Origin of the sequence: Sphingomonas sp. DG1-23 (assembly GCF_030730875.1) — a bacterium.
In the GTDB taxonomy this organism is placed as follows: Bacteria; Pseudomonadota; Alphaproteobacteria; order Sphingomonadales; family Sphingomonadaceae; genus Sphingomonas.
The window spans coordinates 148146-173546 of record NZ_JAVAMA010000008.1; the positions used below are offsets into that span (position 1 = coordinate 148146).

Sequence of the window (25401 nt, forward strand, 5' to 3'; positions counted from 1 at the left end):
CGACCCCGGAGGAACGGCTTGGGCGTCGTCATGACACGGGAAACTATCAACATCCCGGAGCAACTCTTTGCGCAAAGTGCCGTCAATTACTCGAGCATCCAATTCCCCAATCGCTGCCGATGATGAAAGGAAGCTGAGAAGACGTGGACCGAAGCCCCGCCCCGTCGTCGAATTCCCTCAGCCGCTGACCGCTGATTGGACGGATCCTACCGCTTTCCCAGAAGCATTCGCACTCCAACTCGCACGGCACGGTGACAGCTGCTGGCATCTCCACCGGGCGCTGCTGCGTCCAGGCGAGACCTTCGGTCGCAAGACTTTCCAACAATGGGTGACTGGCACGAAGCAACCAGGGTCGACCATGTCATTTGAGATGCTCGCGCGTGCGGAACGCCGGTATCGCCTGCCGAGCGGTTATTTCCGCGCCAAGTTGGCGCCTTCCGGCCGCGCGCCTATGCGGCGAGTGAGAGTCACCGGCACTTCCGAGCATCGCCGACTGGCCTGGCATTTGCCCGACGATTTCGAGGACCGGCCGATACACGAGCGAGAGGAGATTCTCGAATGGGTACGCACCGTGATCGTCTCCGGCTCGACTGAGTATCGGCGTTATCAGGCGGAGGCCATGAAGGTGCGCTACTCGTTGCGGTTCCCCAGCCTGGCGTCATTCAGTGCGAAAGCATTGCCGCGACCAGATTGCGCGAGCGTGCCAGCACCAGCTGGTTCGCTACATGCCCCGCCAGCGCTTACGCGGGAGCTCGGCGAGTTGATCCGGTTCAAGACCGCAACGCTTACCCGGATCGGTCTCAAACGCAGCGGAGTCTGGAATGAGGAATCGGTGACGCAGAAGATCGAGCATTTCGGGCTGATGTTCGGTGCGCTCGCCGCGGAACCGGACTCGCCGGTGCAGGGCCAGGGCGTCCCGCACGACCGCCTCGGAATGGCCCTGCTTGCACTCCCCGTGGTCTGGGACTGGTATCTCCAATGGCGGGAAAGACGGCGCGGCTTCTACACTGCCTGGGAAGTGAACATGCTCGAGCTGGGCAGCGCGCTAACGCGGCGCGATACGGGCTGGCTGCGCCAGAGCCCCGAACTCGCGTTGCGCCTCCGGCCGATCGCGGGGTTGGTGGATCAAACGGATATTGAGCGAGCGCGTAGCGACTGGGACGGCTTTTGCGACGCCGTGCATGCGCACACGCTGACGCGCACTCGAGAGATCGCCCGCATCGCCAGGGTGCACCGAGATCCGTTTGAGCCGATCCTGCCGATCCTTGAACAAGAAAGCCCGGTCGGCGCGTATCGCAGAATTACCGCCGAGATCCTCGATCGGATGCCGGACATGCACCGCTATCCACGTGCCGCTGCCGAGGCGGTGCGCGGTTTCCTAATGCTGCGCTTGGGTCTCCATCTCGGCGTCCGCCAGAAGAATCTGCGCCAGTTGCTGCTCTGCCCGCGTGGCACCCCCCATCGCACCGAGCGACAACTGGAAAATCTGCGACGCGGCGAGCTGCACTGGAACGCGCGCGACGGAGGCTGGGAAGTGTTGATCCCATCGGTCGCGTTCAAGAACGCCAACTCCTCCTTCTTCGGCAAGCGACCCTTCCGGTTGCTCCTGCCGGATTTCGACGGCCTTTATAGCCATATCGAAGCCTATATCGCTCGGCACCGGCCGCTGCTGCTGGGCGACGCCGAGGATCCGGGCACCTTCTTCGTCAAGACGGTGAAACGCAGTAGCGCCGACGCGGCGTACAACCAATCCACCTTCTACGAAGCTTGGCGGCTGGTGATCCAGCGCTATGCGATCTTCAATCCCTATACCGGCCGCGGCGCGATCAAGGGGCTGCTTCCCCACGGGCCACACAATGTGCGCGACGTGCTCGCCACACATATCCTCAAGCGCACTGGCTCCTACGAGCAGGCCAGTTACGCCATCCAAGACACGCCTGAGATGGTGGCCAAGCACTACGGTCGCTTCCTTCCGCAGGACAAGGCGGCGCTCGCCGCCCGCATCCTCAACCAGGTGTGGCAGGACGAGTAGATCTGACGATGCAACTAGCGCGGGACTTCGCGGAACTCGTTCTTGATGACCCCGAGTCGGCAGCTTGTCCTGCACTTTAACAATGCGAGTCCGACCGGATACGCAGTTGAGCCCTGTGCATCCATGTAAGTACGCATGGACATGGTGCCTAAGTAGTAGTAGAGGAGGACTTGTCGGCGAGATCAGGTGAAGGCAGCTTGGCGAGAACTCGAACCGCAAATTCACTTGTTAGAAGGGGTGTATTTGCTGGTACAAGATTGACTTTAATTTTTGTTAGAGAAATCTTCTCAAATTGATGTCGGTATTTGTTGGGTTCTCTTCTGGGCATGGCTATCTCCTTCAGGGCGAGAGCTAGCGGGCGGTTCCTAGGATGATCAGACATTTGCGTTCGGAGAACGCGAACAATGATATACGAATCACCTCCATTCGCTTCGCCTGTTCCTGCGTGTCGTCGAACGCTGCAGCTTAACTGCCGCAGCGCACGACCTCGGTATTCCCCGATCCACGGCGACGGAGACGATCCGGCAACTCGAAAGGCGATTGGGCGCGCGGTTGCTCGACCGCACGACCCGGCATGTCGCGCCGACTCTGGACGGCCGCCTCTATTATGAACGCTGCCTTGGCATTCTCGCCGAGCTCGACGATGCCGAGGCGGTGCCGCGCGACAGCGAGCTCCATGGAGCGCTGCGGATCGACGCGCCGGGATTGCTCACCCGCACCTTCATCGTGCCCGAGTTAGAGGCCTTCCTGTCGCGTTATCCCCGGCTCCAGCTTCAGATCGGCCAGGCCGATCGGCTGGTCGACCTTGTGCGCGAAGGGATCGACTGCGCGATCCGGGTCGGCGAACCGTCCGACAGCGGATTGATCATGCGGCGCGTGGGAATGCTACGCGAGGTGACCGTGGCGAGCCCTGCCTATCTGGCGCGGCGCGGCGTATCGCAGACGATCGCCGACCTCGATGGCCATCTCATGGTCGGCTTCCTGTCCCCCGCGACCGGTGATGTCCTGCCACTCGAATTCACGGTCGATGGCGTAGCGATGGATATTCGGTTGCCGATGCAGGTCAGTGCCAATCATTCGGATACCACGGCTGATCTGGCGCGTAGAGGCTTTGGCTTGATCCAGGCGCCTCGCTATCGCCTCGCCGCTGGCGAACTGGTCGAGAGCGCGGCGTCCGTCGACGCAGCTCCGTCGCCGGCCTAAATCTCGCGCTCGAGCGCGTCGAATGCCGCCGCCAATATCTCGCCCAGAGGGCGCTTGCCGTCCTCCCGGTCCAACGTGTCGAGCGACAACCGCACCGCGCCGATTGAGAGCATCGCGATCATTCTGAGCGCCGTCTCGCGCTCCGGCTCCGGCCATTTTTTGCGTAGCTCTGCGAACAGGGTCTGCTCGTGCCGCACATAACTGGCGGCCTTGCGTGCCTGCACCGCCTCGCTTGACCGCATCAGCCGGTCGAGCTTCAGCAACTCGTCCGCCGGCACCGGCGCCGCGACCCGGATCGCCGCATCGCGTACCGCCTGCAGCGGCTTCTTGGTCGCGGGCTCAGCGGCGAGATGCGTCGACAGGATTTCGCCCATCGCATTCTGCATGGTCAGCAGAATGTCGTCCTTCGTCTTGTAATAATAGAAGAACGTCCGGCGGGAGATGTCGGCGGCCGCAGCGATGTCGTCGATCGTCGTGGCGTCATAGCCGCGCTCGATGAATAGTCGGATCCCGGCTTCCTTGATCCGCTTGGCTGTCTCGCGTCGCTTGCGCTCCCGCAGCCCCCCGCCCGGCGTGCTCTCATTGTTCGCGGCTGTCACAAATTTACCCTTGATGCAATTTCGCACTCAGTGTAGATATGGTTTTTACACTAAGTGCAAATCCGCAGAAAGGCAATGCCATGTCCCGATGGACTGAAGCAGATATTCGTTCGCAGAAGGGCCGTTCGGCGATTGTGACGGGCACCGGCGGCCTCGGCTACGAGACCGCCCTCGTGCTCGCCCGGCATGGCGCGGAGGTCATCATCGCAGGCCGCAATCCCCGCAAGGGCGCCGAGGCGATCGCGAAGATTCGCGCCGATTGCGGGTCGACCGGCACGCGGTTCGAGGAGGTCGACCTTGCCAGCCTCCGCTCCATCACCATTTTCTGCGATCGGCTGAAGGACCAGCGTGAGAGTCTCCACCTGCTGGTCAACAACGCCGCGGTCATGGCCCCGCCAGAGCGTCAGGAAACCAGCGACGGCTTCGAACTGCAGTTCGGCACCAACTATCTTGGCCATTTCGCGCTGACCGCCGGCCTGCTGCCGCTGCTGCGCGGTGGCGGCAATGCCCGCGTCGTGACCCTTTCCAGCGTCGCCGCACGCAGCGGGTCGATCGACTTCGACGATCTCGACGCGAAGAAAGCCTATCGTCCGTTCCCGGTCTACAGTCAGTCCAAGCTCGCCTGCCTGATGTTCGCCTTCGAACTGCACCGGCGCAGCGTCGACGGAGGCTGGGGCATCGACAGCATCGGTGCCCATCCCGGCGTCACCCGTACCGATCTGATCCCCAACGGCGCGGGCAGCAACAGCGTCAACGGGCGGGTGCGCCGCTATCTGCCTTTCCTGTTCCAGCCTGCCTGGCAGGGCGCCCTGCCGACTTTGTACGCTGCAACCTCGCCGCTGGCCGAGGGCGGCGGCTATTATGGGCCAAATTGGCTCAGCGAGACCCGCGGCTATCCTGTCGAAGCCCGAATCCCGCCCCAGGCGCTGGATGCGGGGGTCATGGCGCGCTTATGGGTAGTCTCGGAGGAACTGACCGGCGCCAGCTTTCCGTCAAGCGAAGTGGCGGCCGCTCGATGAGCACCGCTGCGGCAGCCCTCGCCCCATCGGCCGTCGATCCCGTTTCGCACCGCAGAACCTGGGTGCTGCTCGGAACCTTGCTCCTGATCGGCATCTTCTCCCAGATCGACCGCATCCTCCCCTTCATTCTGGCGGAGACGATCCGCCGCGATCTCGGCCTCAGCGACACCCAGCTCGGTCTCGTCACTGGCCTCGCCTTCGCCGTCTGCTATTCGCTGATGTCACTGCCGCTGGCGCGCGCGGCTGATCGCAACTCGCCCAAGATCGTCATGATCGTCTGCATTCTGATCTGGAGCACGATGACTTCGCTCGGCGGTCTGGCCGCCAGCTTCCTCTTCCTCGCCATTACCCGTTTCGGCGTGGCGCTGGGCGAGGCGGGCGCGATACCTTCGGCCCATGCCATCATCGCCCGCCAGATTGCGCCGGGGCGCCGCGGTCGCGCGATCGGCATCGTCACCATGGGTATCCCGCTCGGCACGATGATGGGCTTTGCCGGCGGAGGCGCCTTGGGCGATGCGATCGGCTGGCGTGCCACGCTGATCGGCGCCGGCGCGGCGGGCGGCCTCATCGCCTTCATCGCCATGATCACCATCCGCGCGACCCCGCGGCTTCAATGCACGCCGGACAACAGCGAGCCTTTCGTTCGCGCCAGCCTGCGCCTGCTCTCCAATCCCGCTTTCCGCTGGATTTTCATCGGATCGCTGGTCGTCGGCTTCGCCGGTCCACCCTTCTATGTCTTTGCCGCGTCTTACCTGATGCGCAGCTACGGCCTTAGCGCCAGCGAGGTCGGCTTGAGCTTCGGCCTGCTCCAGGGCCTCATGGGCATCGTTGGCACGATGGTCGGCGGCGCCGGCTTCGACCGCGCCGTCCGGTCCGGCACCGGCCGGGTACTGGGACCGCCGGCCATTCTGTTCCTGGTCGCCAGCATCACGACGGTTCCGGCCCTGCTTGCCCCCAGCGCGTGGCTTTCCATCGCTCTGCTGGTGCCGTTCATGCTCTCCTTCTCCTTCCTCCTGCCCTGGGCGTTCGGGGCCGCGCATCTGGTGGCGGGCAAGGGCAAGGAGGCAATGGCGTCCGGCCTGGTCCTGATCGGCTCCGGCCTGCTTGGTCCGGCCCTGGGGCCTGTCGTCATCGGCATGATCAGCGACGCCGTTACCGAGGCAGGGCTTTCCAACGGCCTCGGATTCGGTCTGATGATGGCCCCCGCCGCAGGCCTGGTGACCGGCCTTGTTATGTTGGTCGCGAACCGACGCATCGCAGCCTGGATCGGCCGGCAACCAGAACCGGTCTTCAGTTAGTCAGAGGGGATCGCCGCGTCCGCCGCCTGTCCCGCGGTCGCCGGACCAACGGAGCCACCCTGTGGCGCCTGAAAGCGTCATGCCGCGGCGGACGGCAGCTTCATGGTTGCGCAAACCGCATCTGCACGACTGGAGTGGGGGCGCATAGGGGACGCGCGGTTTCGTCCACCTCAATGTCAGCTGTGCGCCCTAATTGCCGCCGTTCAGCATGCTTTCTGGCCCACCCAGCTGCCAAGGGTGAGCGCGTTCGATCGCGGCGTACGAACTGCTGATTGATTGGCCCATCGGCCTATGACCGGTGTTTCGGTGGTTAGTGCCAACAAAAATGCTCTGGCTCCCACAGATGACCAACCCTAGCTGAAGCACTTGGCGTCTTCTGCAAGTCGATTGGCGGGAAGCGCCAATGCCTCCAAGCGGCATGCCGCTTAGCACGACTTCACCGGGCCATTCCCATCGGCCCGATGGATGGAGTCGGACACATGAACAATCTCATCAAGGATGCCCTGCGGATCCCCGTCAGCGAGCCGCGCCAGACCATCTCGGTCAGCCCCGTGACACTCAAGGTCGAAGGACGCCCGATCCCGCTCGAACTGCGTATCACGGCGCCGCTGGCCGGCGACAAGCTGCCGGTGGTCCTGCTTTCCCACGGCCACGGACCGTCGCTCTACCTCCCATCGAAGGACGGCTACGGACCCATCGTCAATTTCTTCGCCGAGCACGGCTTCGTGGTGATCCAGCCGACTCACCTCAATTCGAAGGTCGCCGGCTTGCCCGCCGACGCCCCGGGAGGCCCCCTCTTCTGGCGCTCGCGCGTCGAGGACATGGTCGCCATCCTCGACCAGCTCGACGCGATCGAGGCTGCGGTCCCGCCGATCGCGGGGCGCCTCGATCGCGACCGCATCGCGGTCATCGGCCACTCGATGGGTGGCCAGACCGCAGGCCTCCTGCTGGGCGCACGGCTGACCGATCCCAACGACCCGGTGGCACAGAATGTCGACATGCACGAACCTCGGATCAAGGCCGGGATCATGCTGACGGCGCCCGGCAACGGCGGGGCTTCGCTGAGCGAGATGGCGGCAAGCCGCTACAGCTTCTTCAACCCGGACTTTTCATATCTGGTCACGCCGGCTTTGATCGTCGTCGGCGATGAGGACGCCTCCGCGCACCTTACCGTCCGTGGTCCCGCCTGGCACGAGGACGCCTATCACGAGGGTCCGGGCGCCGAGGCGCTGCTGACCATGATCGGCGGCAAGCATGGGCTCGGCGGCATCGCGGGGTATGATGCACGGGAAACGGACGACGAGGACCCGGAGCGCCTGGAGATTGCCCTTCGGATAACCTGGGCGTGGCTGCGATCGGCCCTGTACGAGGGGGACGATGCCTGGGCGGCGGCCGAGCAAGCGCTCGTCGCTCACTGCGCCCCCCATGCGCGGGTCGAGGTCAAGTGACAGGAGCTTGCATCGCCTGGCGCCCAACTGGGGCTGCCCGGCGGCCTTGACCGCCGTCGCGACCTGGTCTCTCGTGAGGGCGCCGAAGATGAAGAACAGCATTCCCGACAAGTGCCGCCTGCAGCAGTCCTTCTGGTCGGCAATGGAGGCGAGCGGCCTGAGCCCCGTCGCGGTGCTGCCGCAGGCACGGCTTCCCGTGACACTGCACCTCGACACAAGCCGCTTCGTGAGCACCGCGCAGCTGTTCGCGCTCTGGACCGCGATGTCCGAGCTTGCCGGGGATCCGGACTATTGGCTCCGGTTCGTGGAGGCGACCGACTCGGTTGGGCACCAGCCAATGTTCGTGGCCGCCTGCTACGCGTCCGATTTTCGAGATGGCGTCCGGCGGATCGCGCGGTTGAAGCAATTCACGATGCCGGAGCGGATCACGGTCGAGGAGCGCGGCGCGGAGGTCCATATCAGCAAGCACTGGTTCCACGCGGCGGGGCAGGAACCGGATCTCTCGGTCGACGTCAGCTTTGCCTTTCTGCTGTCGCTCGGTCGGCGCGGGACCGGCCAGAGGCTGACTCCGATCCGAGTTGAGCTGATGCGGGACGGCGCGCCAACGGCCGGACAGGCGGCGTTCTTCGGCTGCCCGGTCGTCTATGCCAGCGCGCGCGACACGCTGGTGCTCAAGGCGTCCGATCTGGATCGGCGTTTTCCCGGACACAATGCCGAGTTGATTGAGATCGTCACGCCGGCGCTGGAGGAAAGCTTCGGCCGCCTCCGGCCCCGCATCTCCTTTTCGGAGCAAGTGAAGGCCGTGCTGAAGCGCGGCTTCGCGAGCGGACGTCCGGAGATCGCGGCTGTCGCGCGGGATCTCGGGACGAGCGAACGCACGTTGCAGCGGCGTATCACCAACGAGGGCGGCAGCTTCCGCGCGCTGGTACAAGAGGCGCGAAAGGAACTGGGCCGCAAGCTGCTCTCCGACCATTCCACCGACATAGCGGAGGTCGCCTGCATCCTCGGATTCCAGGACACAACTTCGTTCTACCGGGCGTTCCGCAGTTGGGAGGGCTGCACTCCCCAGGTTTGGCGGAGCCGCAACGCGACGCTACATCCAAGCTGAAGCGATGCCACACAGAATGCAGCAATTGATCTACCAATCTATAACGGTGCATCCTGCGTTCACAGAATCCGCTTCATTAGCGGTCGTTCGCGTCCGTGCGGTGGGCGAGCGGCGGCTATTGAGCTTCTCAGGCCAAAAGCAGCCTGTCCGCTAACGGCCGAACACGGGGCGGCGCGAGGGCCGGAGTGGTTCTCGATGTCGGGACCGACGGCAGGGAGATTTCGGAGGGCGCCTCACTCGAGCTCTGCGATCGCTGCGAATGAAGTAGCAGGGCCGCCCTCGCCAATGACGGAACCCAATCTTGCGGGGGATCCCTCGCGCCGGCAGTGCTGCCCCAAGCTCGGGCGCTAGACATGCGCGGCGTGTCGGGTTCAGCTGGCCGCGTGCCCGCCGCGGCTGCGCAGCGCGGCTGCCACGCGACCTGCGCCCGCCTCGCTGGCGCTTGCCACGTCGATCGGGCGTCCGCCAAGCGCGTCGTCGTCGCCGTTGAGGAACAGCAAGGCGGCCTCGCGGTCGGGGAAGGACTGAAAGGCCAGCAAGGCGATGCGCGATTGGCGCGCGTGGACGTCCGGCGCCAATTGGGTACGCGTGGCCGAACGGAAGCGCTTGCGCCCTCGCTCCTCGGAGGTCTCGCCCACCGCGATGCGGGTAATCGCCCCCATCAGACGGCGACCGCCGACAGCGGGACGCCGAGCGCCAGCTGCAGTTCACGGATCCGTCCGGCATAGCCGGCGGCGAAGGCACGGTGCGAAGCGCGCGATGCGACGCACGGCGCCGCGAGAGCGCGCATCAGCGAAATCTGGTGACGCGAGAGAAGATAATTGAGGTCCATTTTACGCCTCGTGCGGTGCAAGCGAGAACATGACGGACCCAGCCACTGGCGCTTAAGGATCGAAAGCCGGTGATAGGGTGTAGATGGGGATGAGAGAAACGTTTCGCAACCGTGCTGCGGCGCAGCTGGCGGGAGGTCACCGAAGGCGGCACGTTCGCACGAGCTTTGGCAGCTTTGCGCCCCAGAATCGGTCATTCGCGATGAAGATTGTGACGCCCGAAACCTGCCTTTCGTTCATGCCCGATAACGGAAGTTTGCCTAAGATCGGTTCAACAGCGGGGCTAACCATGAGGCTGGGGCGAGCGGGAATGGCGGCCTTATGCATGCGGTAACGCGCTCCAGACTGCTCGTACAGCGCTGATCGAAAGAAGCTCAAAATGGCTATCCGCTGGGCCAGCAGATGGGTGACACTGATACGCTATTGGCGTGCCGCCGGGTCACGGCCAGGTGAAGGCAAAACGGAGCGTCGAGGTGATCGAGCGGCTCGGCACGGTGATGTGCGTCTCGCCTGCGAACATCTCGAACTCGCTGCGCAAGCCATAGGCCGAGAGGGGCTCCAGGCGCTTCGCTAACGATACGGCATCGGTACGTTCGAGGGCTGTCTCATCAAGCTCGCCGGTCACCAGCCGAAGTCTGCTGACGGGACCCTGCAACTTTCCTTGGGTCAGTTTCGCGGTGAAGGCGCGTTCCTCGGCAAGGATGCCCTGATCGTTCCAGAATATCGACGGGCTGGCGGAGACGATCGCATGAAAGGCGCCTGGATGGTTGTAGAGCATGTACAAAGCGAACAGCCCGCCGAAGGAGTGGCCGAATAACGCCTGCCGATGCGGATTGACCGAATAGCGCCGGGCGAGCACGGGACGCAGCCGATCGAGCAGGAAGGCGGCGAACTGCGCGCGGCCCCCCGCCTTGTATTTGGTCAGATACGTCTGGGCGGGCGGGACCGGCTGGCGGAAATCCTCGACAAAGTCGTAGATCCGCCGAACGTCATAGGCGGCTTCGGTCTTGTAGCCGACGCCGACGATGATCGTCTTACCAAGGTCCGCCTTCATATAGCCGAGGATTCGCCGGGTTTCGGCGAAGCCGGCGAACATCGCATTGCCGTCCAGCACATAGAGGACCGGATAGCCCCCGGGCGGCGGCGGGTCCTTCGGCTGCGACACGAAGATCTGATAGGGATAGCCGTCTTCGGACTTGAGTTCCCATGTCTCGCTCTCGGGGAGCACATAGCCGGTGGTCGGCGTGGCGACCGGCGCCGTCTGCGCCGCTGCCAACGGCGGAGATAGCGGTGCGCCCAAGGTCAATACGGCCACACCCAGCAAGCGGCGTGATGCAACGTCAGTCATCGTGCTCCCCTTCGATCGTTATGGAATCATGCCGATAGCGCCACCAGCGACGGGTGGGGCGCGGGCCGGTAGCGTTGCAGCAGCCCGAACAGGTCGACCGGATCGTCTGGCTGGGCGATGAGGTCTATCTCGGCGATATTCACATCGTCGGCGGTGAGCGCGTCGAGATAGCGCAGTGCCGAGAAATCTTCGAGCGCGAAGCCGACCGAGTCGAACAAGGTGACTTGTGCCGCGCTGGTGCGTCCGGGCGCGATCCCCGCGAGTACGCGCCAAACCTCGGTGACCGGGAAGTCGGCGGGCATCTGCTGCAGCTCGCCTTCGATCCGGGTCTGCTCCTCCAGTTCGACGAAGACGCTGGCGCGCAGCAGGATGTCGCGTTGCAGCTCGGTCTTGCCCGGGCAGTCGCCGCCGATCGCATTGATGTGGATCCCGGCGCCGACCATATTGCCCGACAGGATCGTGGCATTGCGCTTGTCGGCGGTGGCGGTGGTGATGATGTCGGCGGACATCACGGCTTCCTGCGCGCTGTCAAACGTTTCGACGGCAAAGCCCTGAGCGGTCATATTCCGCATGAACTTCGCGGTCGAGGCGGGATCGATGTCATAGACCTGGAGCCGATCGATCCCGAGGAGGGCGCGGAACGCAAGGGCCTGGAAATCCGACTGGGCGCCGAGACCGATCATCGCCATCACGCGGCTGTCCGGGCGGGCGAGGCGGCTGGCGACCAGCGCCGAGGTGGCGGCGGTGCGCAAGGCGGTGAGCAGCGTCATCTCCGCCACCAGCCGCGGATAACCGGTGTCCATGTCGGCAAGCACTCCGAACGCCGCGACGGTGAGGAGGCCCGCGCGCGCATTGCCGGGATGGCCGTTGACGTACTTGAATCCGAACTGCGCAGCGTCACTGATCGGCATCAATTCGACCACGCCGAGATCGGAATGGCTGGCGTGGCGCGGCACCTTGTGAAACTCGCCCCAGCGGCGGAAATCCTGCTCGATACAGCCGGCAAGGCCGACAAGGAACGGCTCGATGCCAATCTCGTGGACGATAGTGGCGAGGCTCTCTACGCCGATGAACCTGGTCATGTTCTGCTCCCTGTCGCGGTGAATTGATGCGACACTAGGCGGAGCAGAGTTGCCGGCAGAATGCGCATGATGTGCAAACATTGCCGGTAAAAATTGACAATTTGCCAGGTTTGACTGAGCATATTGCTATGCAGCACCTCGATGAGCTCGATCGACGGATCATCGCCGTCCTCCGCGGCGACGGACGCGCGCCGGTCGCCAAGATCGCCAGCATGCTGGAGGTGTCGCGCGCCACGGTGCAGGCGCGGCTCGACCGGCTGCTCGATACCGGCATGATCCTGGGGTTCACAGTGCGCGTGCAGGAGCCCGGCGGTGCGGAATCGCTGCGCGCGGTGATGATGATCGAAGTCGCCGGCCGCTCCACGTCGGCGATCATCCGGCGCCTGCGCAGCTTTCCCGAGATCCGTGCGCTCCACACCACCAATGGCGGCTGGGATCTGGTCGCCGAGATCGCCGCCGAGGGGCTTCAGGGGTTCGACCGCGTTCTGCGTGAGATCCGCGCGATCGACGGAATCCTCAACAGCGAGACCAGCATCCTGCTGAGCAGCGCCTGACGCCGCCGTCACGCCGCCGCCAGCGAAAGCGGGCGTGCGGCGGCGCGCATGTTCAGCGCGCCAGCGGCTGGAGCTTGCCGAACACTTCGCGGCCCTGGAACAAGGTGAGCAGCACCTTGGTCGAATGTATCTGCCGCACCGGCGTCTCGAACAGATTGCGGTCGAGCACGATGATGTCGGCGCTCTTGCCCGGCGCAAGCGAGCCGGTCTGCTTGTCCAGGTGATTCACATAAGCGACGTTGAGCGTATAGGCCCGCAGCGCCTGCGCCAGCGTGACTCGCTCGCTGGGCCCTAGCGGCGGGCGATCCCCCTCCGGCGCGACGCGGGTCAGCGCCACTTCGATGCCTTCCATCGGATTGGCCGAGGCCACCGACCAGTCGGCGCCGTAAGCCAGCCGCCCGCCGAAGCGCAGCACGCTTCCCGAGGGGTAGATATAGGCGGCACGCTTCGGGCCGATCCGTTCGATCGCAAGGTCCATATAGGCTTCGTTGCAGGCCCAGAGCGGCTGGAAGATCGCGGTGACGTCGAGCCGGGCGAAGCGCGGCTGATCGGCCGGATCGATGACGTTCATGTGCGAGATCATCGGGCGGGTATCGTGCGCGCCGCCGCCCTTGCGGGCGCGTTCGACCGCGTCGAGCGCCTGGCGGACGCCGGCGTCGCCGATCGCGTGGAAATGCGACTGCATGTTACGGGCGTCGAGCTGCGCCACGGCCGCGGAGAGCGCGTCGAGGGTGATCTGGGTGGCGCCCTTCACGTCGGTGCCCTCATAGGGTGCGAGCATTGCCGCGGTCTGCTGGGGGATGACGCCGTCGATGAAGAACTTCACGCCGTTGGCGGTGAGCCCGATCTCGCGGGCGCGGGCCGAGAGCTTGACGATGTCGGGCATCTGATCGAGCCCGCGATCGTTATTCCAGTGCAGGTCCATCACGGTGTGGGCAGTGAGCGCCCCGCGATCCTTGACCGCCTGATAGGCGTCGAGCGCCTTGCTGGTGCCGCCCTTGTCCCATTCGAGCGAGGCGTCGTGCCACGAGGTGATGCCGAGGCTGTTGAACAGAGTCACCGTGTAGGTGATCGCGCCTTCGAGGTCCTTGGCGGTGGGTGGCGGGATCAGCGGTTCGACCAGTGCCATCGCCGATTCCTCGAGCGCTCCGACTGGTTCACCACTGGCGTCGCGGTCGATCGTGCCGTTCTTCGGATCGGGCGTGTCGCGGGTGATCTTGGCGAGTTCGAGCGCCTTCGAGTTGACCCACAAGGTGTGCCCGTCGGATTCGAAGATCAGCGCGCGGTCCTTCGAGACCGAATCCAGCAGGTCCTTGTCGGGAATGCCCTTTGGCGGGAACAGCGACTGGTTCCACCCCGAGCCGAAGATCGTGCCGGTGCCAGGCGTCTTCGCGACGCAATCGGCGATGATCCGGCGATAATCGTCGAGGGTCTTGCCGGCGTGGAGCGAGCAGCGCGCATGGCTCATTCCGCCGAAGATCGGATGGGCATGCGCATCGCCGAACGCCGGCATCACGAAACGGCCGCCGAGATCGACGACGCGGGTCGTCGCCCCCTTGCGCTTGCCGATTTCGGCGGCGGAGCCGACCGCGAGGATCTTGCCGTCCTTGACCGCCACCGCCTCGGCCCAGGGCTGGCCGGTCTCGACCGTATAGATTCGGGCGTTGGTCAGGATCAGATCGGCCGCCGGGCCCTTGGGCGCCGGGCCGGCACCGATCGCGAGCAGCGCTGCGCCGGCCAGCAGGAGGCGGGTTTTGAAGAGACGGGGCGTGGGGCGGTTCATGCGATCGATCCCGATATTAGGGTTGAAGGGCCGGAGCGGTGCGGCTCCGGCCCTGTGCGGCGCGCTTAGAAACGGCGGCGCAGCGAGGCGAGGACGGTGCGATCCTTGCCGAGATAGCAATAGCCTTCGTTGATCGTGCCGGCGGAATAGGTGCAGTTGGTGTAGGCGTTCTCGTCGAAGATGTTGGCGCCGTTCACCGACAGCGACCATTTGCCGTAGCTGAGTTCAAGCATGGCATCGGCCAAGGTCACCGGATCGACCCGATAGAGCTGGTCGAAGCTGACCTTGTCGCTCTGATAGCGCACCCCGGCGCCGACCTTGAGGCCGAGCTCGTCCCCCAGATCGAACCGCTTCGACGTCCACACCGACGCCTGATGCTCGGGCAGATTCTCTCGCCGGTCGCCGCGCAGGCGGCCATCGACGACCAGGTATTCGGCGCGGGTGTAGCTGTACGAGGCAGTGACGTCGAAATCGGCCGGCAGCTTGATATTGGCTTCCGCCTCGATGCCGCGCGACCGGGTAGAGCCGCCCTGGATGAAGTTCTGCAGCTCGTTCGGATCGGCGATCAGGACATTCTGTTCCTTGATGTCGTAGGCCGCGAGCGTGAACAGCATGCGCGACGAAGGCTGGAACTTGATGCCCGCTTCATACTGACGGCCCGACCGCGGGACATAGGCTACGCCGAAGAAGTTCGATCCGAACACGGGCAGGAACGATTCCGAATAATTGAAATAGGGCGACACGCCCTTCACCAGATCGGCGATGATGCCGGCGCGAAAGGTCCACGCCTTGTTGGCCTCCAGCTGGACGTTGTTGACGTTCGACTTCACATTGTCGTGCCGCGCGCCGAACACCAGCGAGACCCGGTCCCAGGCGCGGATCTGATCCTGGAAATAGAAGCCGGTCTGCGAATTCTTGGTGTCGGTGGTCCAGCCCACGCCGGTTGCGAAGGGCACGCCGTACACCGGCGCATAGAGATTGAGCCCGGGCGCGGCGCCGAAGCCTTCCTCCTTGTCCTCGCGGAACTCGGTATAGTCGAACCCGGCGAGGATCTGGTGCTCGAGCGGTCCGGTGCCGAAGCTCAGCACCAGATTGTTGTCGCTATTGAGGCCGGTATATTGGGCGCGGTTGAGATACCAGGCGCGGTTGGCGATGGTGCGGCCCGCATCGGCATAAGCGCCGCCGAAGCCGGTATAGCCGAACACTTCCTGATAGTCGGTGTCCTGCTCGAAGGTGCGGTTGCGGCTGCTGAACGTCAGATTGTCGTTGAAACGATGCGTCACCAATAGCGACAGCGCATAATGGCTCGAGCGGGTGTGGTTGAAGTCCGGCTCGCCCAGATAGAAATCGTCGGAGATGCGGGTGGCGCCGCTGCCGTCGACCGTTTTGCTGGTCGGCAGATAGGTCTGGCTGCCCAGCTTGTCGCGCTGATACAATCCGATGAAGGTCACTTCGGTGTCCGGACCGGGCCGGAGCGTGACTGCCGGCATGACCGTGATGCGATCATTCTTCTGCCCCGGCTGCTGCAGGTCCGCGTCGCGGTACAGACCGACCAGCCGCGCCGAGACGCCGTCGACGATCGGGCCGGTGATGTCGAGCTGCGCCTGCTTGTAATCGTCGGTGCCGTAGGTGACGCCGACCTCGCCGCCGAAATCCTCCCCCGGCCGCTTGCTGATCGAATTGAGGATGCCGCCCGCGCCACCGCCGCCGTACAAGGTCGACGAAGGGCCGCGCAGCAGCTCGGCGCGCTCGACGGTGAAGATTTCCAGCCGCCCGCCATAGATGAAGCCGGGCATACGATTGAGGCCGTCAAGATATTGCTCCGCGCCGGTGCCGCGCACCGCGAGGAAGTCACCGCGGGTGTCGACGCCGTTCAGCTCGCTGGTGGCGCCCGCGCTGTAGCGGATCACGTCCTGCAAATTGACCGCGGCGCGATCCTGGAAATCCTCGCTGGTGATGACGCTCACCGACTGCGGGACCTGGGTCAGCGGCGTATCGGTCTTGGTGCCCGAAAGCGCGCTGCCGGTCACCACGATGTCATCTTCGCCGTTCACATCCGGTGCGTCCTGGGCCAGCGCGGCATTGGCCCAGGCAAGTGTGGCGCAGGCCGACAGCAGCCCAAACCGCAGTCGTTTCGTTCTCAGGGAACCGCGTATTTCGAACTGCCGTACCATATGCCACCCCTTGTGAAGTCGTTGTGAATTCATTGCTGATCCCGGCGCGCAGTGCGTTGCATGCGCCAGTCCTCCCATCGGCATTCAACAACACGGGCGTGGCAACGCCACGCGCAAATCAGGGTAAGCAAGGGGCGAAGACGGGTAAGCTCGCAGAGGCAAGCGGGTGTCAGGCGGAGGGCGTTTCGGTGCCCGGCAGGAAACCCCGCTCGCGCGAGACGCGCACCGCATCGCGGCGCTTGTTGACCCCGATCTTGCGGAAAACCGATTTGAGCCGGTATTTTACCGTGTCCGGCGACATACCGATCAGCCGGGCGATCTCCTTGTTCGAATAACCGTAGCTCAGATGCGCGAGGATCGCCGTTTCGGCTTGGTTGAGCGCATCGTCGTCGACCGGCGCCGCGGCGCGGACGGCGACGGCGCGGGAGAGATTGCGCAGGAACTGGGCGCGGAAGCGATCGATCCGCGGGGCGCCGCCGAGCGCCGCCTCGACCAATTCGCGCGAAAAACGCCGCGCATCGACGAACGGGCGGACCACGCCCTGGAACATCGCGACGCCGACCGCCTCGTCGAAACAAGCCTGCGCCCGACCCCCGTCGCCCGCCTGGCGCAGGCCATGCGCGCGGAGCAGATTGACGTCGATCAGCAGCCGTCCCGCGCCGTGCTGGCTGGCCCAGCGGTGCATATGCGCGAGATCCCCAAGCGCGGTCGCGTGATCGCCGCCCAGCAGATGCAATTGCGCGCGGCACATCGCGGCGGCAACCGCCACTGCGCGATAGCGCGGCGATTCCTCGCGCATCGGCTCCGCAAGCGCGTCGAGCCCGATGCGCTCGGCCATTGCCCTCGCGGGGGCGAGGTCTGGCGCGTGGAGCAGCAGCAGCTCGAGCTCGCACAGATCGGTGAGCAAGCCGAGCTGATGGAAGCGCCGGCGTTCGGCGGTGCGCCGCGCGCGATCGAGCAATGCCTGCGCCGCGGCAAGCGCACCGTCGCCGGCCGCCGCGCGGGCGGCGGTGAAATAAGCGGCGGCATAGACGTCGACCCAGCCGTCGAACAATTCCATGTGCGGCAGCGCCCATTCGAGCAAGGCGAGCGCCTCGGGTGCGCGATCCTGCTCATAGAGCAGTTCCGCCTCGAACGCCGCGCAGTTGGCCGCGAGGTCCGATCGCGCGCCGAAGTCGCGCTCGATTTCTTCGCGCGCGTCGGCGAGGATCGTCGCGGCGTCCTGCATGCGGCCTTGGGCGCGCTTGATCCGCGCCTCGTGGAAGCGCGTGAACAGGTCCGAATATAGTGAGCCCAGCGCCTGATAATGCTCGCGCGCGGCGAGCGTCGGTTGGAGCGCGCGCTCCAGCCAGCCGCCTTCGTAATATTTTGCGCCCAGCGTCTCGTAGAAATTGGCGAGCACCAGATGATCGTCGGTCGGCAGCGTGCGGAGCAGCGCCTCGCGCTCAAGCAAGGTCTCGAACGTCATCGGTAAATTCTCATATTCGACCAGCACGTCGCCGACTACGCGGATCTCGGTCCATAGATCGGCGGAGAGATCGGGGGCCGCGTTCGCGACGAAGCGATCGTAATCGGCGCGGGCGACTTCCATCTGGCCACGCTTCACCTCGAGATAGATATTCGCCAGCAATAGCCGCGGGCGGGCGGCGATGGTGGCGGCGGGCAGTTCGGCGAGGCCACGCTCGACCAGGCCTTGAAAGCCCTGCGGGATCAGCCGCCACCCGCCAGCATCCTCGAGCACCGTCGCAAGCAGCGCGTCGTCGCCGGCCTGGACGGCATGATTTACCGCTTCGACCACTTCGCCCCGCTCGGCGAACCACAAGGCCGCCCGCCGCTGCAGCGTGCGGAACAACGCGGCGTCGCCGCGGGCGAGGCGTTCGCGCAGATATTCGGCGAACAGCTGGTGATAGCGATAGGCCTGGCGATCGGGCGAAACCGGCGTGAGCACCACGCCCTGCTGCTCGAGCCGCTCGAGCAGTAGCCAGCCGTCGTGGCGATCGCACAGCAAATTGATCGTGTCGCCGGTGAGATGGTCGAGCAGCGCAGTGCGCAGGACGACCTGCTGCGTCTCCTCGGTTAAGGTCATCAGCACCTGCTCGGAAAGGTAGCGCGCCAGTTCCGGGCTCGCGCCGCTGAAATGCGCGACGAGCTGGCGGGGATCGGCGCCGCGCTTCAACGAGAGCGCAGTGAGCTGGAGCGCGATCGCCCAGCCTTCGGTACGCTCGACGATGCGCGCCACGTCGTCGCCCGCGAGCGCGACGCCGTCGCCGCGCGCGAGCAATGCCCCGGCTTCCTCGGCGGAGAATTTGAGGTCCTCGGCATGGAGCTCGAGCAATTGCTCCTCGGCCGCGAGCAGCGACTGGCCGAGCCAGGGATAATCGCGCGAGGCGATGATGAAGTGGCAGTTGGGCGGTGCGAGCTGGATCAGCGCCTTGAGGAACTCGCCGACCGGCGCGCCTTCGGCGAGATGGAGATCGTCGAGGATCAGCACCACCCGGCGCGGTTCGCGCGCGAGGCGATTGATGATCGCGGACAAGGCGGCGCGCGGTGGCAGATCGGCCAGCTTGCGTTCGCCCTCGGCATCCATGCCGTCCACCGCGAGCGCAATATACTGGGCGAGGCGCCCGGGATCGGCATCGTCGCGTTCGAGGGTTAGCCACGCGACCAGCGTTTCGTCGCCATCGACCCGGGCGCGCCACTGCGAAAGCAGGCTAGTCTTGCCATAGCCGGCGGGGGCGTGGATGAGCGTGAGGCGCCGCGTCAGCGCGCCGTCGAGCCGCGCGAGCAGCGCATCGCGCCGCACCTGATTCCCCATCCAGGCGGGAGGCGCGATCTTCGTGGGGATCAGTTCATCCACTTTGCCGTCCTGTCGCCAAAGCTCCTCGTCGCTTTCCGGCATCCGCTCCGTCGGCAAGTCTAGGCTTTGAATTGCGGTGCGCTCAAGGCTACCATAACAAGAATTACCCGATTGGGCGGGTCAATTACCCGAACCAGCTGTCCCGGCACCCGTTTTACGAGTTGCGCGCCGAACGACGCGGCACCTACCCACAAGGGGTTACCGGGGCAGGAGTGAGGTCAGTGCGCATTGGTGTCGATGTGGGGGGCACGAATACCGACGCGGTGCTGATGGACGGGAGCGAGGTGCGCGCCTGGACCAAGCAGCCGACCACCGCCGATGTGAGTTCGGGAGTCGCTGCGGCGATCACCGCGGTGCTAGGACAGGCGGGGGTGACGCCGGGCACGATCGCATCGGTGATGATCGGCACCACCCATTTCGCCAACGCTTTGGTCGAGCGCAGCCAACTCGACCGGGTCGGGGTGCTCCGGCTGGCAAGCCCCTCGGGCGAGGCGCTGCCGCCGATGACCGGCTGGCCGACCGATCTGACCGCGCGGATCGGCGACCACGTGTTCCTGCTTCCCGGAGGCTATGAAATGGACGGGCGCGAGATCGCCCCGCTCGACGAGGCGAAGGTGCGCGACGCCGCGCTCACCTTGCGGTCGGCCGGCGTCGACGCGATAGCGATCAGCTGTGCTTTCGCGCCGATCAACGCGGCGATGGAAGACCGCGCGGCTACGATCGTGCGGCAGGTGCATCCGGATGCCGTGGTCACTGTCTCCAGTGCGATCGGCCGGATCGGCTTCATCGAGCGTGAGAATGCGGCGATCCTCAACGCCGCGCTGACCAGCCTCGCGGGCCGGGTGATCGCGTCCTTCGAGCGTGCGCTGGCGGAAATCGGGGTGTCCGCGCCGCTCTACATCTCGCAGAACGACGGTACCTTGATCTCGGCGGCGCAGGCGGCGACCTATCCGGTGCTGACGATCGGATCGGGGCCGACCAACTCGATGCGCGGCGCCGCCTTCCTGACCGGCGTCACCGACGCGATCGTGATGGATGTCGGCGGCACCACCACTGACGTCGGCGTGCTGGTGGGCGGCTTTCCGCGCGAATCCTCGATCGCAGTCGATATCGGCGGGGTGCGCACCAATTTCCGCATGCCCGACATCCTTGCGATCGGGTTGGGCGGCGGCACGCGGGTCCATCTCGATCCTGCGCTGTACGAAGCGGCGGCGCTGGACGCGGCGGCGCTGCGGGTCGGTCCGGACTCGGTGGGCTTCCGCATCGCCGAGGATGCGATGCTGTTCGGCGGAGACACGCTGACGACGAGCGACGTGGCGGTCGCCACCGGCCGTGCCGCGTTCGGCGATCCGTCGCGCCTGCCCGCGCTGAACGATGCAGTGCTGCAGACGGTGTGGCAGCGAATCCAGACGATGCTGGCCGACGCTGTCGACCGCATGAAGACCGCTCGCGGCGACGTGACGATCCTCGCAGTGGGCGGCGGCAGTTTCCTGATTCCGGATATGCTGAAGGGCGCCGCCAAAGTGATCCGTCCGCCGCATGCGGGGGTGGCGAATGCAGTGGGAGCGGCGATCGCGCAGATCGGCGCCCAGGTCGAGCAGCTCGTCAGCTATGACAGGGTGCCGCGCGCCACGGTGATCGCGCAGCTGTCCGACGAGGCGCGCGCGCGTGTCGCGGCGGCGGGAGGCGATATTGGGAAGGTACAGATCGTGGACGTCGATGAAGTGTTTCTGAGCTATATGCCCGGCCGGGCCGCGCAAGTGCGGGTCCGCGCGGTGAGCGATCTCGTCAAGAGCCGCCCTGCGGGCGTCACCCCCGATGCGATTTTTGCCGCCCATGCGCATTGATCGCGCGGCGCTCGCCGATCTCGCCACCGGCGCGGCGTTTCTGGGATCGGGCGGGGGCGGAGATCCCTATTATGCGATGCTCCTCGGCGAGGCGGAACTCGTCCGCCGCGGCAGCTTCGAACTGGTGACGCTAAATGCGCTGCCAGACGACGCGCTGGTCGTGCCGTGCGGCTGGGTCGGCGCACCGACGGTCTCGGTCGAGAAGTTGCCGAGCGGCAAGGAGGCGATGGCGGGCCTGCTGCGGCTGGAGGCGATGCTCGGCCGCCAGATCGACGCGGTGATGCCGATCGAGATCGGCGGCAGCAACGGGCTGGCGCCGCTGGTCGCCGCCGCCGAATTGGGGGTGCCGGTGGTCGATGCCGACGGCATGGGCCGCGCCTTTCCAGAATCGCAGATGGCGATCTTCAACATCCACGGGATTTCGGCCTGCCCCTCGGTGGTGACCGCGGCGTCGGGATCGCTGACGGTGATCGAGACCTCGGACAATGTCGAGCATGAGAGGCTGGCGCGCGCGTTGGCGATCGCGCTGGGCGGCATCGCGCACATGGTCGAATATCCGCTGAACGGCGCCCAGGCCAAGGCCTATGCAGTGCCCGGCAGCATTTCGGCTGCGATCGCGATCGGCGCGGCGATCCGGCAGGCGCGCGCGGCGAGTGAGGATCCGTTCGAGGCCTTGTTCGCGGCGTTGTGGGAGAGCGGGCTCTATTCACATGCCGGCGTGCTGTTCGACGGCAAGATCACCGATCTCGAGCGAGAGACGCGGGGCGGCTTTTCGGTCGGTCGAATCGTGATCGAGGCGTTCGACGGCCGGTCGCACGTCGAGGTCGATTTCCAGAACGAGAATCTGCTCGCGCGACGCGACGGCCGGATCGTCGCGATGGTGCCCGACATATTGACGGTGATGGACCGCGAAACCGCCGACAGCATCACCACCGAACGGCTCAAATACGGCCAGCGGGTCAAATTGGTCGGCGCCGCCGCGCCGGCGATGCTGCGCACGGCGCGCGCCCTGGAATTCGTCGGGCCCAGCGCCTTCGGTTACCCCGAGGCCTATGCCCCGATCGAGCAGCTGAACGGGTGGAGCACATGACCGAGCAAGCCGGCGAACTGCACGCGCATAGCCCGGTTCCCGAAGGGGTGACCGTTCCCGGTTGGCGCGTCGGATTGATCGTCGCGAGTTTCTCGATCGGGCTGCCGGACTTTCTCAACGGGGCGCACAACGCGCTCGCGCTGGGGTTGCGGGGTGCCGTCGGCGCGGCGTTCCTCGCGGCGCTGATCCTGTGCGTCGGCGGATGCTTCACCGCGGTGGTCAGCGTGCGAACGCGGCTGTCGACCTATCTGCTCGTCCGCCGCTCGTTCGGCATCGGCGGCGCCGCGCTAATCAACACCGTGATCGCGCTGATCCATTTCTGCTGGTTCGGCGTGAATGCCTCCTTCTTCGGCGAAGCGATCATGCAGGCGGCCGAGGCCAACGGGCTGGCCGGCAACTTTACGCTGTCCGTCATCCTCGGCAGCGCGCTGATGACCGCGTCGACGATCATCGGTTTCAAGGCACTCGACCGGCTCGCAGTGGTGGCGGTGCCGGTGCTTGCCGTAATCCTTGCATTGGTGGTCTGGGCCTCGCTCGACCGCTACGGTATGGTCACCACCCCGGCATCCGCTCCGGCCGAACCGATGGGGTTCGGCATCGCAATCTCGGCACTGATCGGCGCCTATATGCTCGCAGTGGCGACGATGCCCGATCTGTCGCGCTACACCCGCACCACGCGCGGTGCGATCGCCAGCATGGTGCTGTCCTTTCCCATCGCCACGCCGCTGATGATGACCGCCGCCGCGATCCCCGCGCTCGCCACCGGCGAGACGAGCATCATGAAGCTGGTGACGCAGTTCGGCTTCGGCACGCCGGTATTGTTCCTCCTCGTGCTGCCCACCTGGACGGTCAACGCGCTCAACCTTTATTCGTCGAGCCTGTCGCTCGGGACTACCTTCCCACGCGTGCGGCCGTGGCTGTTCACCGTGCTCGGCGGCACGATCGGCGCCGCTTTCGCGCTGATGGGGATTCTCGACGCGTTCATTCCCTTCCTGCTGTTCCTCGGGCTGATCATCCCCCCGATCGCCGCGATCTATGTGATCGACGCGCTCACCATTTGGCGCGGCGCGGACTCCGCCGCCTCGATCGCCGCGGTGCCGGCGGTGCGCTGGCCGGCGCTGGCGACGTGGCTGGGATCGATCATTGTCGCGGTGCTCGCCGCCTATCAGGGTTGGACGGCCACCACGGTGCCGGCGCTCGATGCCACGATCTTCGCCGCCCTGGTCTATGCGCTGGTACGCCGGCGATTTGGGGCAGGAGCGCGCGGGTGAGTCCTTCGCCCTTCGGACGCTATGCCGATGCCGACGTCCAGGCGCTGATCGCCGAATTTCCGCTCGCCTGGGTCACTGCCGCAGGGCGCCCTGCCGTGGCGAGTCTGTTGCCGCTGATCGGCGAATATGACGGCCACGGCCGGCTGGTTACACTGCTCGGCCATTGCGCGCGGTCCAATTCGCTCCATGCCGCTTTGGTTTCCGATCCGCGTGCGGTGCTGCTGTTTCGGGGGCCGCAGGGCTATGTCTCGCCAGAGCATGCCGGCCGGCGCGACTGGGGACCGACGTGGAACTATGCCCAGTTGATCGTCGAGGCGGAGATCCGCTTCGACCCCCACCTCACCGAGGAGGCGCTCGACATGCTGACCGACGCGATCGAGGCCGGGCGGCCCGCGCCGTGGCGGAAGGAGGAACTGGGCCCGCGCTACACCGGCTTGCTCGCCCAGATCATTGGCTTCCGCGCACACGTCACTGGTGCACAGGGTCTTTTCAAGCTCGGCCAGGACGAACGCCCCGAGACGCTACAGTCGATCCTCGCCACGCATCCGGACCCGGAGCTGCGCCGCTGGATGGAGCGGTTTAACCCGGGCCGGTCCTGACCACGCCCGCCGCGATCAACGCGTCGATCCGTGCTTCGTCATGCCCGCAGTCGCGCAGCACTGCGCGACTGTCGGCGCCAAGCCCGGCTGGCGGCGCATCCGGCGCCGACGCGACCGTATCGAAACGCACGGGCTGCGGCACCATTCGCGCGATGCTGGCCGGATACGTTTCAGGCACCTCGAAGAACCCGACCTCCGCGAGGTGCGGGTCGCTGAGCAGATCGTCGGGCGTAGCGATGCGCGAACAAGGCACGTCGCGCGCGGACAGCGCTGTGATCCAGGCGTCGGTTGTCCGTGCAGGCAGGCTCTCCGCGAGGATCTCATAGAGCTCGTCGATCTGCGCTTGCCGCGCCCGCGCGTCTCGAAACCATGGCGCATCGCACAGCGCTTCGCGCCCGATCTCGGCGAGGAAACGGCGCCATTGTTCGGCGGTGTAAGGGAGGACTGCGATCCAGCCATCGGCGGTCCGGAAGGGTCGGCGATTGGGGGAAAGCACTCGCGGATAGCCGGTCGCGCCCTCGACGGTGAAGCTCGCCTCGGCGAGATGCTCGTTCATCAGAAACGCGACCATCGCCTCGAACATCGGCACTTCGACGCTGAACGGTCCCGGCTGCCCCCGTTCGCGCGCGACCAGAGCCGCGAGGATGCCATAGACGGCGTGTAGCCCCGCGACCTTGTCGGCGACGATCGTCGGCACGAATTGCGGCTCGCCGCCATGGTGCATAGCCAGCCCCGCCATCCCGCTCGCCGCCTGGATGATGTCGTCGAACGCCGGACGATCGCGATATGGGCCCGCCTGGCCGAAGCCGATCGAAGCACAGTGGACGATGCGCGGATTGACCGCCGCCACCGCAGCGAAGCCGAGCCCCAGCCGCTCGGCCGCTTCGGCACGCATATTGTGAAGCAGCACATCCGCCGTGCCGATCAGCCGTGCCAGTGCGTCGCGCCCCTCGGCCTGCTTCAGGTCGATCGCGAGCATGCGCTTGTTGCGGTTGTTGTTGACGAACAGCGCGCCGCCGTCGGGACCCTGCGGATGCGCGTTGCGAGCGATGTCGCCCTCGAGCGGCTCGACCTTGATCACTTCGGCGCCCAGATCACCGAGGATCTGCGCCGCATAGGGGCCAAGCACCACCGCACCGACCTCGATCACGCGAATTCCCGTGAGCAGCCGAATCATCTCGAATCTCCCCTTCACCTCTTGACTAAAGTTTCCATGTGGGGACTAATATGTCCACATATAGAGATATGTTCGAGAGTGA

General features: G+C 65.5%; 20 protein-coding genes and 1 pseudogene. 12 read left to right on the forward strand and 9 right to left on the reverse strand.

Features of this window, described 5'->3' with window-relative positions; all coding sequences use genetic code 11:
• Window positions 1–358: 358 nt before the first annotated feature.
• The 3 genes and pseudogenes from Q9Q95_RS14235 (at window position 359) to Q9Q95_RS14245 (ending at window position 3235) form a co-directional block, all read left to right on the forward strand.
• On the forward strand, window positions 359–2032 hold the full coding sequence (locus Q9Q95_RS14235) for a hypothetical protein (RefSeq protein ID WP_306097798.1): 1674 nt from the start codon (window positions 359–361) through the stop codon (window positions 2030–2032).
• 432 nt (window positions 2033–2464) lie between these two features.
• Window positions 2465–2620, forward strand: a pseudogene (locus Q9Q95_RS14240) (LysR family transcriptional regulator); the annotation flags it as partial.
• 66 nt (window positions 2621–2686) lie between these two features.
• Window positions 2687–3235, forward strand: coding sequence for a LysR substrate-binding domain-containing protein (locus tag Q9Q95_RS14245; protein ID WP_306097881.1), 549 nt, complete (start codon window positions 2687–2689; stop codon window positions 3233–3235).
• On the opposite strand, the gene Q9Q95_RS14250 is transcribed toward Q9Q95_RS14245, so the two are convergent.
• A complete protein-coding gene (locus tag Q9Q95_RS14250) occupies window positions 3232–3834 on the reverse strand; it encodes a TetR/AcrR family transcriptional regulator (protein ID WP_306097799.1) in 603 nt (200 codons plus the stop codon). The genes Q9Q95_RS14245 and Q9Q95_RS14250 overlap by 4 nt on opposite strands.
• Before the next feature lie 80 nt (window positions 3835–3914).
• Between Q9Q95_RS14250 and Q9Q95_RS14255 the strand changes: the two genes are divergently transcribed.
• The 4 genes from Q9Q95_RS14255 to Q9Q95_RS14270 all read left to right on the forward strand — a co-directional run bounded on the left by Q9Q95_RS14255 (window position 3915) and on the right by Q9Q95_RS14270 (window position 8707).
• On the forward strand, window positions 3915–4853 hold the full coding sequence (locus Q9Q95_RS14255) for an SDR family oxidoreductase (RefSeq protein ID WP_306097800.1): 939 nt from the start codon (window positions 3915–3917) through the stop codon (window positions 4851–4853).
• Window positions 4850–6151, forward strand: coding sequence for an MFS transporter (locus tag Q9Q95_RS14260; RefSeq protein WP_306097801.1), 1302 nt, complete (start codon window positions 4850–4852; stop codon window positions 6149–6151). The genes Q9Q95_RS14255 and Q9Q95_RS14260 overlap by 4 nt, the downstream gene beginning before the upstream one ends.
• A gap of 479 nt (window positions 6152–6630) precedes the next feature.
• Window positions 6631–7599, forward strand: coding sequence for a hypothetical protein (locus tag Q9Q95_RS14265; RefSeq protein WP_306097802.1), 969 nt, complete (start codon window positions 6631–6633; stop codon window positions 7597–7599).
• A gap of 88 nt (window positions 7600–7687) precedes the next feature.
• Complete coding sequence (locus Q9Q95_RS14270) at window positions 7688–8707, forward strand: AraC family transcriptional regulator (RefSeq protein WP_306097803.1); 1020 nt, start codon at window positions 7688–7690, stop codon at window positions 8705–8707.
• 371 nt (window positions 8708–9078) lie between these two features.
• On the opposite strand, the gene Q9Q95_RS14275 is transcribed toward Q9Q95_RS14270, so the two are convergent.
• The 4 genes from Q9Q95_RS14275 to Q9Q95_RS14290 form a co-directional block, all read right to left on the reverse strand.
• A complete protein-coding gene (locus Q9Q95_RS14275) occupies window positions 9079–9369 on the reverse strand; it encodes a hypothetical protein (RefSeq protein ID WP_306097804.1) in 291 nt (96 codons plus the stop codon).
• Window positions 9369–9539, reverse strand: coding sequence for a hypothetical protein (locus Q9Q95_RS14280; RefSeq protein WP_306097805.1), 171 nt, complete (start codon window positions 9537–9539; stop codon window positions 9369–9371). The genes Q9Q95_RS14275 and Q9Q95_RS14280 overlap by 1 nt, the downstream gene beginning before the upstream one ends.
• A gap of 437 nt (window positions 9540–9976) precedes the next feature.
• Window positions 9977–10885 carry an alpha/beta hydrolase gene (locus tag Q9Q95_RS14285; protein WP_306097806.1) on the reverse strand — a complete coding sequence of 303 codons (909 nt, stop codon included), beginning with the start codon at window positions 10883–10885 and terminating at the stop codon, window positions 9977–9979.
• Window positions 10886–10911: 26 nt separating this feature from the next.
• Window positions 10912–11967 carry an ornithine cyclodeaminase gene (locus tag Q9Q95_RS14290; RefSeq protein WP_306097807.1) on the reverse strand — a complete coding sequence of 352 codons (1056 nt, stop codon included), beginning with the start codon at window positions 11965–11967 and terminating at the stop codon, window positions 10912–10914.
• 128 nt (window positions 11968–12095) lie between these two features.
• Here Q9Q95_RS14290 and Q9Q95_RS14295 point away from each other — a divergent pair, with 128 nt between their 5' ends.
• Window positions 12096–12521, forward strand: coding sequence for an Lrp/AsnC family transcriptional regulator (locus Q9Q95_RS14295; protein ID WP_306097808.1), 426 nt, complete (start codon window positions 12096–12098; stop codon window positions 12519–12521).
• A gap of 52 nt (window positions 12522–12573) precedes the next feature.
• Here the strand turns inward: Q9Q95_RS14295 and Q9Q95_RS14300 are convergent, their stop codons facing one another.
• The 3 genes from Q9Q95_RS14300 to Q9Q95_RS14310 form a co-directional block, all read right to left on the reverse strand.
• Window positions 12574–14304, reverse strand: a complete 1731-nt coding sequence (locus Q9Q95_RS14300) for an amidohydrolase (RefSeq protein WP_306097809.1) — start codon at window positions 14302–14304, stop codon at window positions 12574–12576.
• A gap of 65 nt (window positions 14305–14369) precedes the next feature.
• A complete protein-coding gene (locus tag Q9Q95_RS14305) occupies window positions 14370–16358 on the reverse strand; it encodes a TonB-dependent siderophore receptor (protein ID WP_306097810.1) in 1989 nt (662 codons plus the stop codon).
• 289 nt (window positions 16359–16647) lie between these two features.
• On the reverse strand, window positions 16648–19335 hold the full coding sequence (locus Q9Q95_RS14310; RefSeq protein ID WP_306097811.1) for a LuxR C-terminal-related transcriptional regulator: 2688 nt from the start codon (window positions 19333–19335) through the stop codon (window positions 16648–16650).
• Between the two features lie 221 nt (window positions 19336–19556).
• Between Q9Q95_RS14310 and Q9Q95_RS14315 the strand changes: the two genes are divergently transcribed.
• Genes Q9Q95_RS14315 through Q9Q95_RS14330 form a run of 4 tightly spaced genes read left to right on the forward strand, consistent with a single transcriptional unit; the run spans window position 19557 to window position 24142 of the window.
• Window positions 19557–21182: a hydantoinase/oxoprolinase family protein gene (locus Q9Q95_RS14315; protein WP_306097812.1), complete on the forward strand. Its 1626-nt coding sequence runs from the start codon at window positions 19557–19559 to the stop codon at window positions 21180–21182.
• The gene (locus tag Q9Q95_RS14320; protein ID WP_306097813.1) at window positions 21172–22272 is read left to right on the forward strand and encodes a DUF917 domain-containing protein; all 1101 of its coding nucleotides are present in this window, start codon (window positions 21172–21174) and stop codon (window positions 22270–22272) included. Before Q9Q95_RS14315 ends, Q9Q95_RS14320 begins: the two co-directional genes overlap by 11 nt.
• Window positions 22269–23543 carry a cytosine permease gene (locus Q9Q95_RS14325; protein ID WP_306097814.1) on the forward strand — a complete coding sequence of 425 codons (1275 nt, stop codon included), beginning with the start codon at window positions 22269–22271 and terminating at the stop codon, window positions 23541–23543. Before Q9Q95_RS14320 ends, Q9Q95_RS14325 begins: the two co-directional genes overlap by 4 nt.
• Window positions 23540–24142, forward strand: coding sequence for an FMN-binding negative transcriptional regulator (locus Q9Q95_RS14330; protein ID WP_306097815.1), 603 nt, complete (start codon window positions 23540–23542; stop codon window positions 24140–24142). The genes Q9Q95_RS14325 and Q9Q95_RS14330 overlap by 4 nt, the downstream gene beginning before the upstream one ends.
• Here Q9Q95_RS14330 and Q9Q95_RS14335 read toward each other — a convergent pair.
• Window positions 24123–25319 (reverse strand): CaiB/BaiF CoA-transferase family protein, encoded by a 1197-nt coding sequence (locus Q9Q95_RS14335; protein ID WP_306097816.1) that lies wholly within the window; start codon window positions 25317–25319, stop codon window positions 24123–24125. The genes Q9Q95_RS14330 and Q9Q95_RS14335 overlap by 20 nt on opposite strands.
• Window positions 25320–25401: the final 82 nt, after the last annotated feature.

Coding starts and splice junctions, on each gene's coding strand:
- Q9Q95_RS14235 (WP_306097798.1), top strand. CDS start 359: ATGTCATTTGAGATGCTCGCGCGTGCGGAACGCCGGTATCGCCTGCCG.
- Q9Q95_RS14255 (WP_306097800.1), top strand. CDS start 3,915: ATGTCCCGATGGACTGAAGCAGATATTCGTTCGCAGAAGGGCCGTTCG.
- Q9Q95_RS14260 (WP_306097801.1), top strand. CDS start 4,850: ATGAGCACCGCTGCGGCAGCCCTCGCCCCATCGGCCGTCGATCCCGTT.
- Q9Q95_RS14265 (WP_306097802.1), top strand. CDS start 6,631: ATGAACAATCTCATCAAGGATGCCCTGCGGATCCCCGTCAGCGAGCCG.
- Q9Q95_RS14270 (WP_306097803.1), top strand. CDS start 7,688: ATGAAGAACAGCATTCCCGACAAGTGCCGCCTGCAGCAGTCCTTCTGG.
- Q9Q95_RS14275 (WP_306097804.1), bottom strand. CDS start 9,369: ATGGGGGCGATTACCCGCATCGCGGTGGGCGAGACCTCCGAGGAGCGA.
- Q9Q95_RS14280 (WP_306097805.1), bottom strand. CDS start 9,539: ATGGACCTCAATTATCTTCTCTCGCGTCACCAGATTTCGCTGATGCGC.
- Q9Q95_RS14285 (WP_306097806.1), bottom strand. CDS start 10,885: ATGACTGACGTTGCATCACGCCGCTTGCTGGGTGTGGCCGTATTGACC.
- Q9Q95_RS14290 (WP_306097807.1), bottom strand. CDS start 11,967: ATGACCAGGTTCATCGGCGTAGAGAGCCTCGCCACTATCGTCCACGAG.
- Q9Q95_RS14295 (WP_306097808.1), top strand. CDS start 12,096: ATGCAGCACCTCGATGAGCTCGATCGACGGATCATCGCCGTCCTCCGC.
- Q9Q95_RS14300 (WP_306097809.1), bottom strand. CDS start 14,304: ATGAACCGCCCCACGCCCCGTCTCTTCAAAACCCGCCTCCTGCTGGCC.
- Q9Q95_RS14320 (WP_306097813.1), top strand. CDS start 21,172: ATGCGCATTGATCGCGCGGCGCTCGCCGATCTCGCCACCGGCGCGGCG.
- Q9Q95_RS14325 (WP_306097814.1), top strand. CDS start 22,269: ATGACCGAGCAAGCCGGCGAACTGCACGCGCATAGCCCGGTTCCCGAA.
- Q9Q95_RS14335 (WP_306097816.1), bottom strand. CDS start 25,319: ATGATTCGGCTGCTCACGGGAATTCGCGTGATCGAGGTCGGTGCGGTG.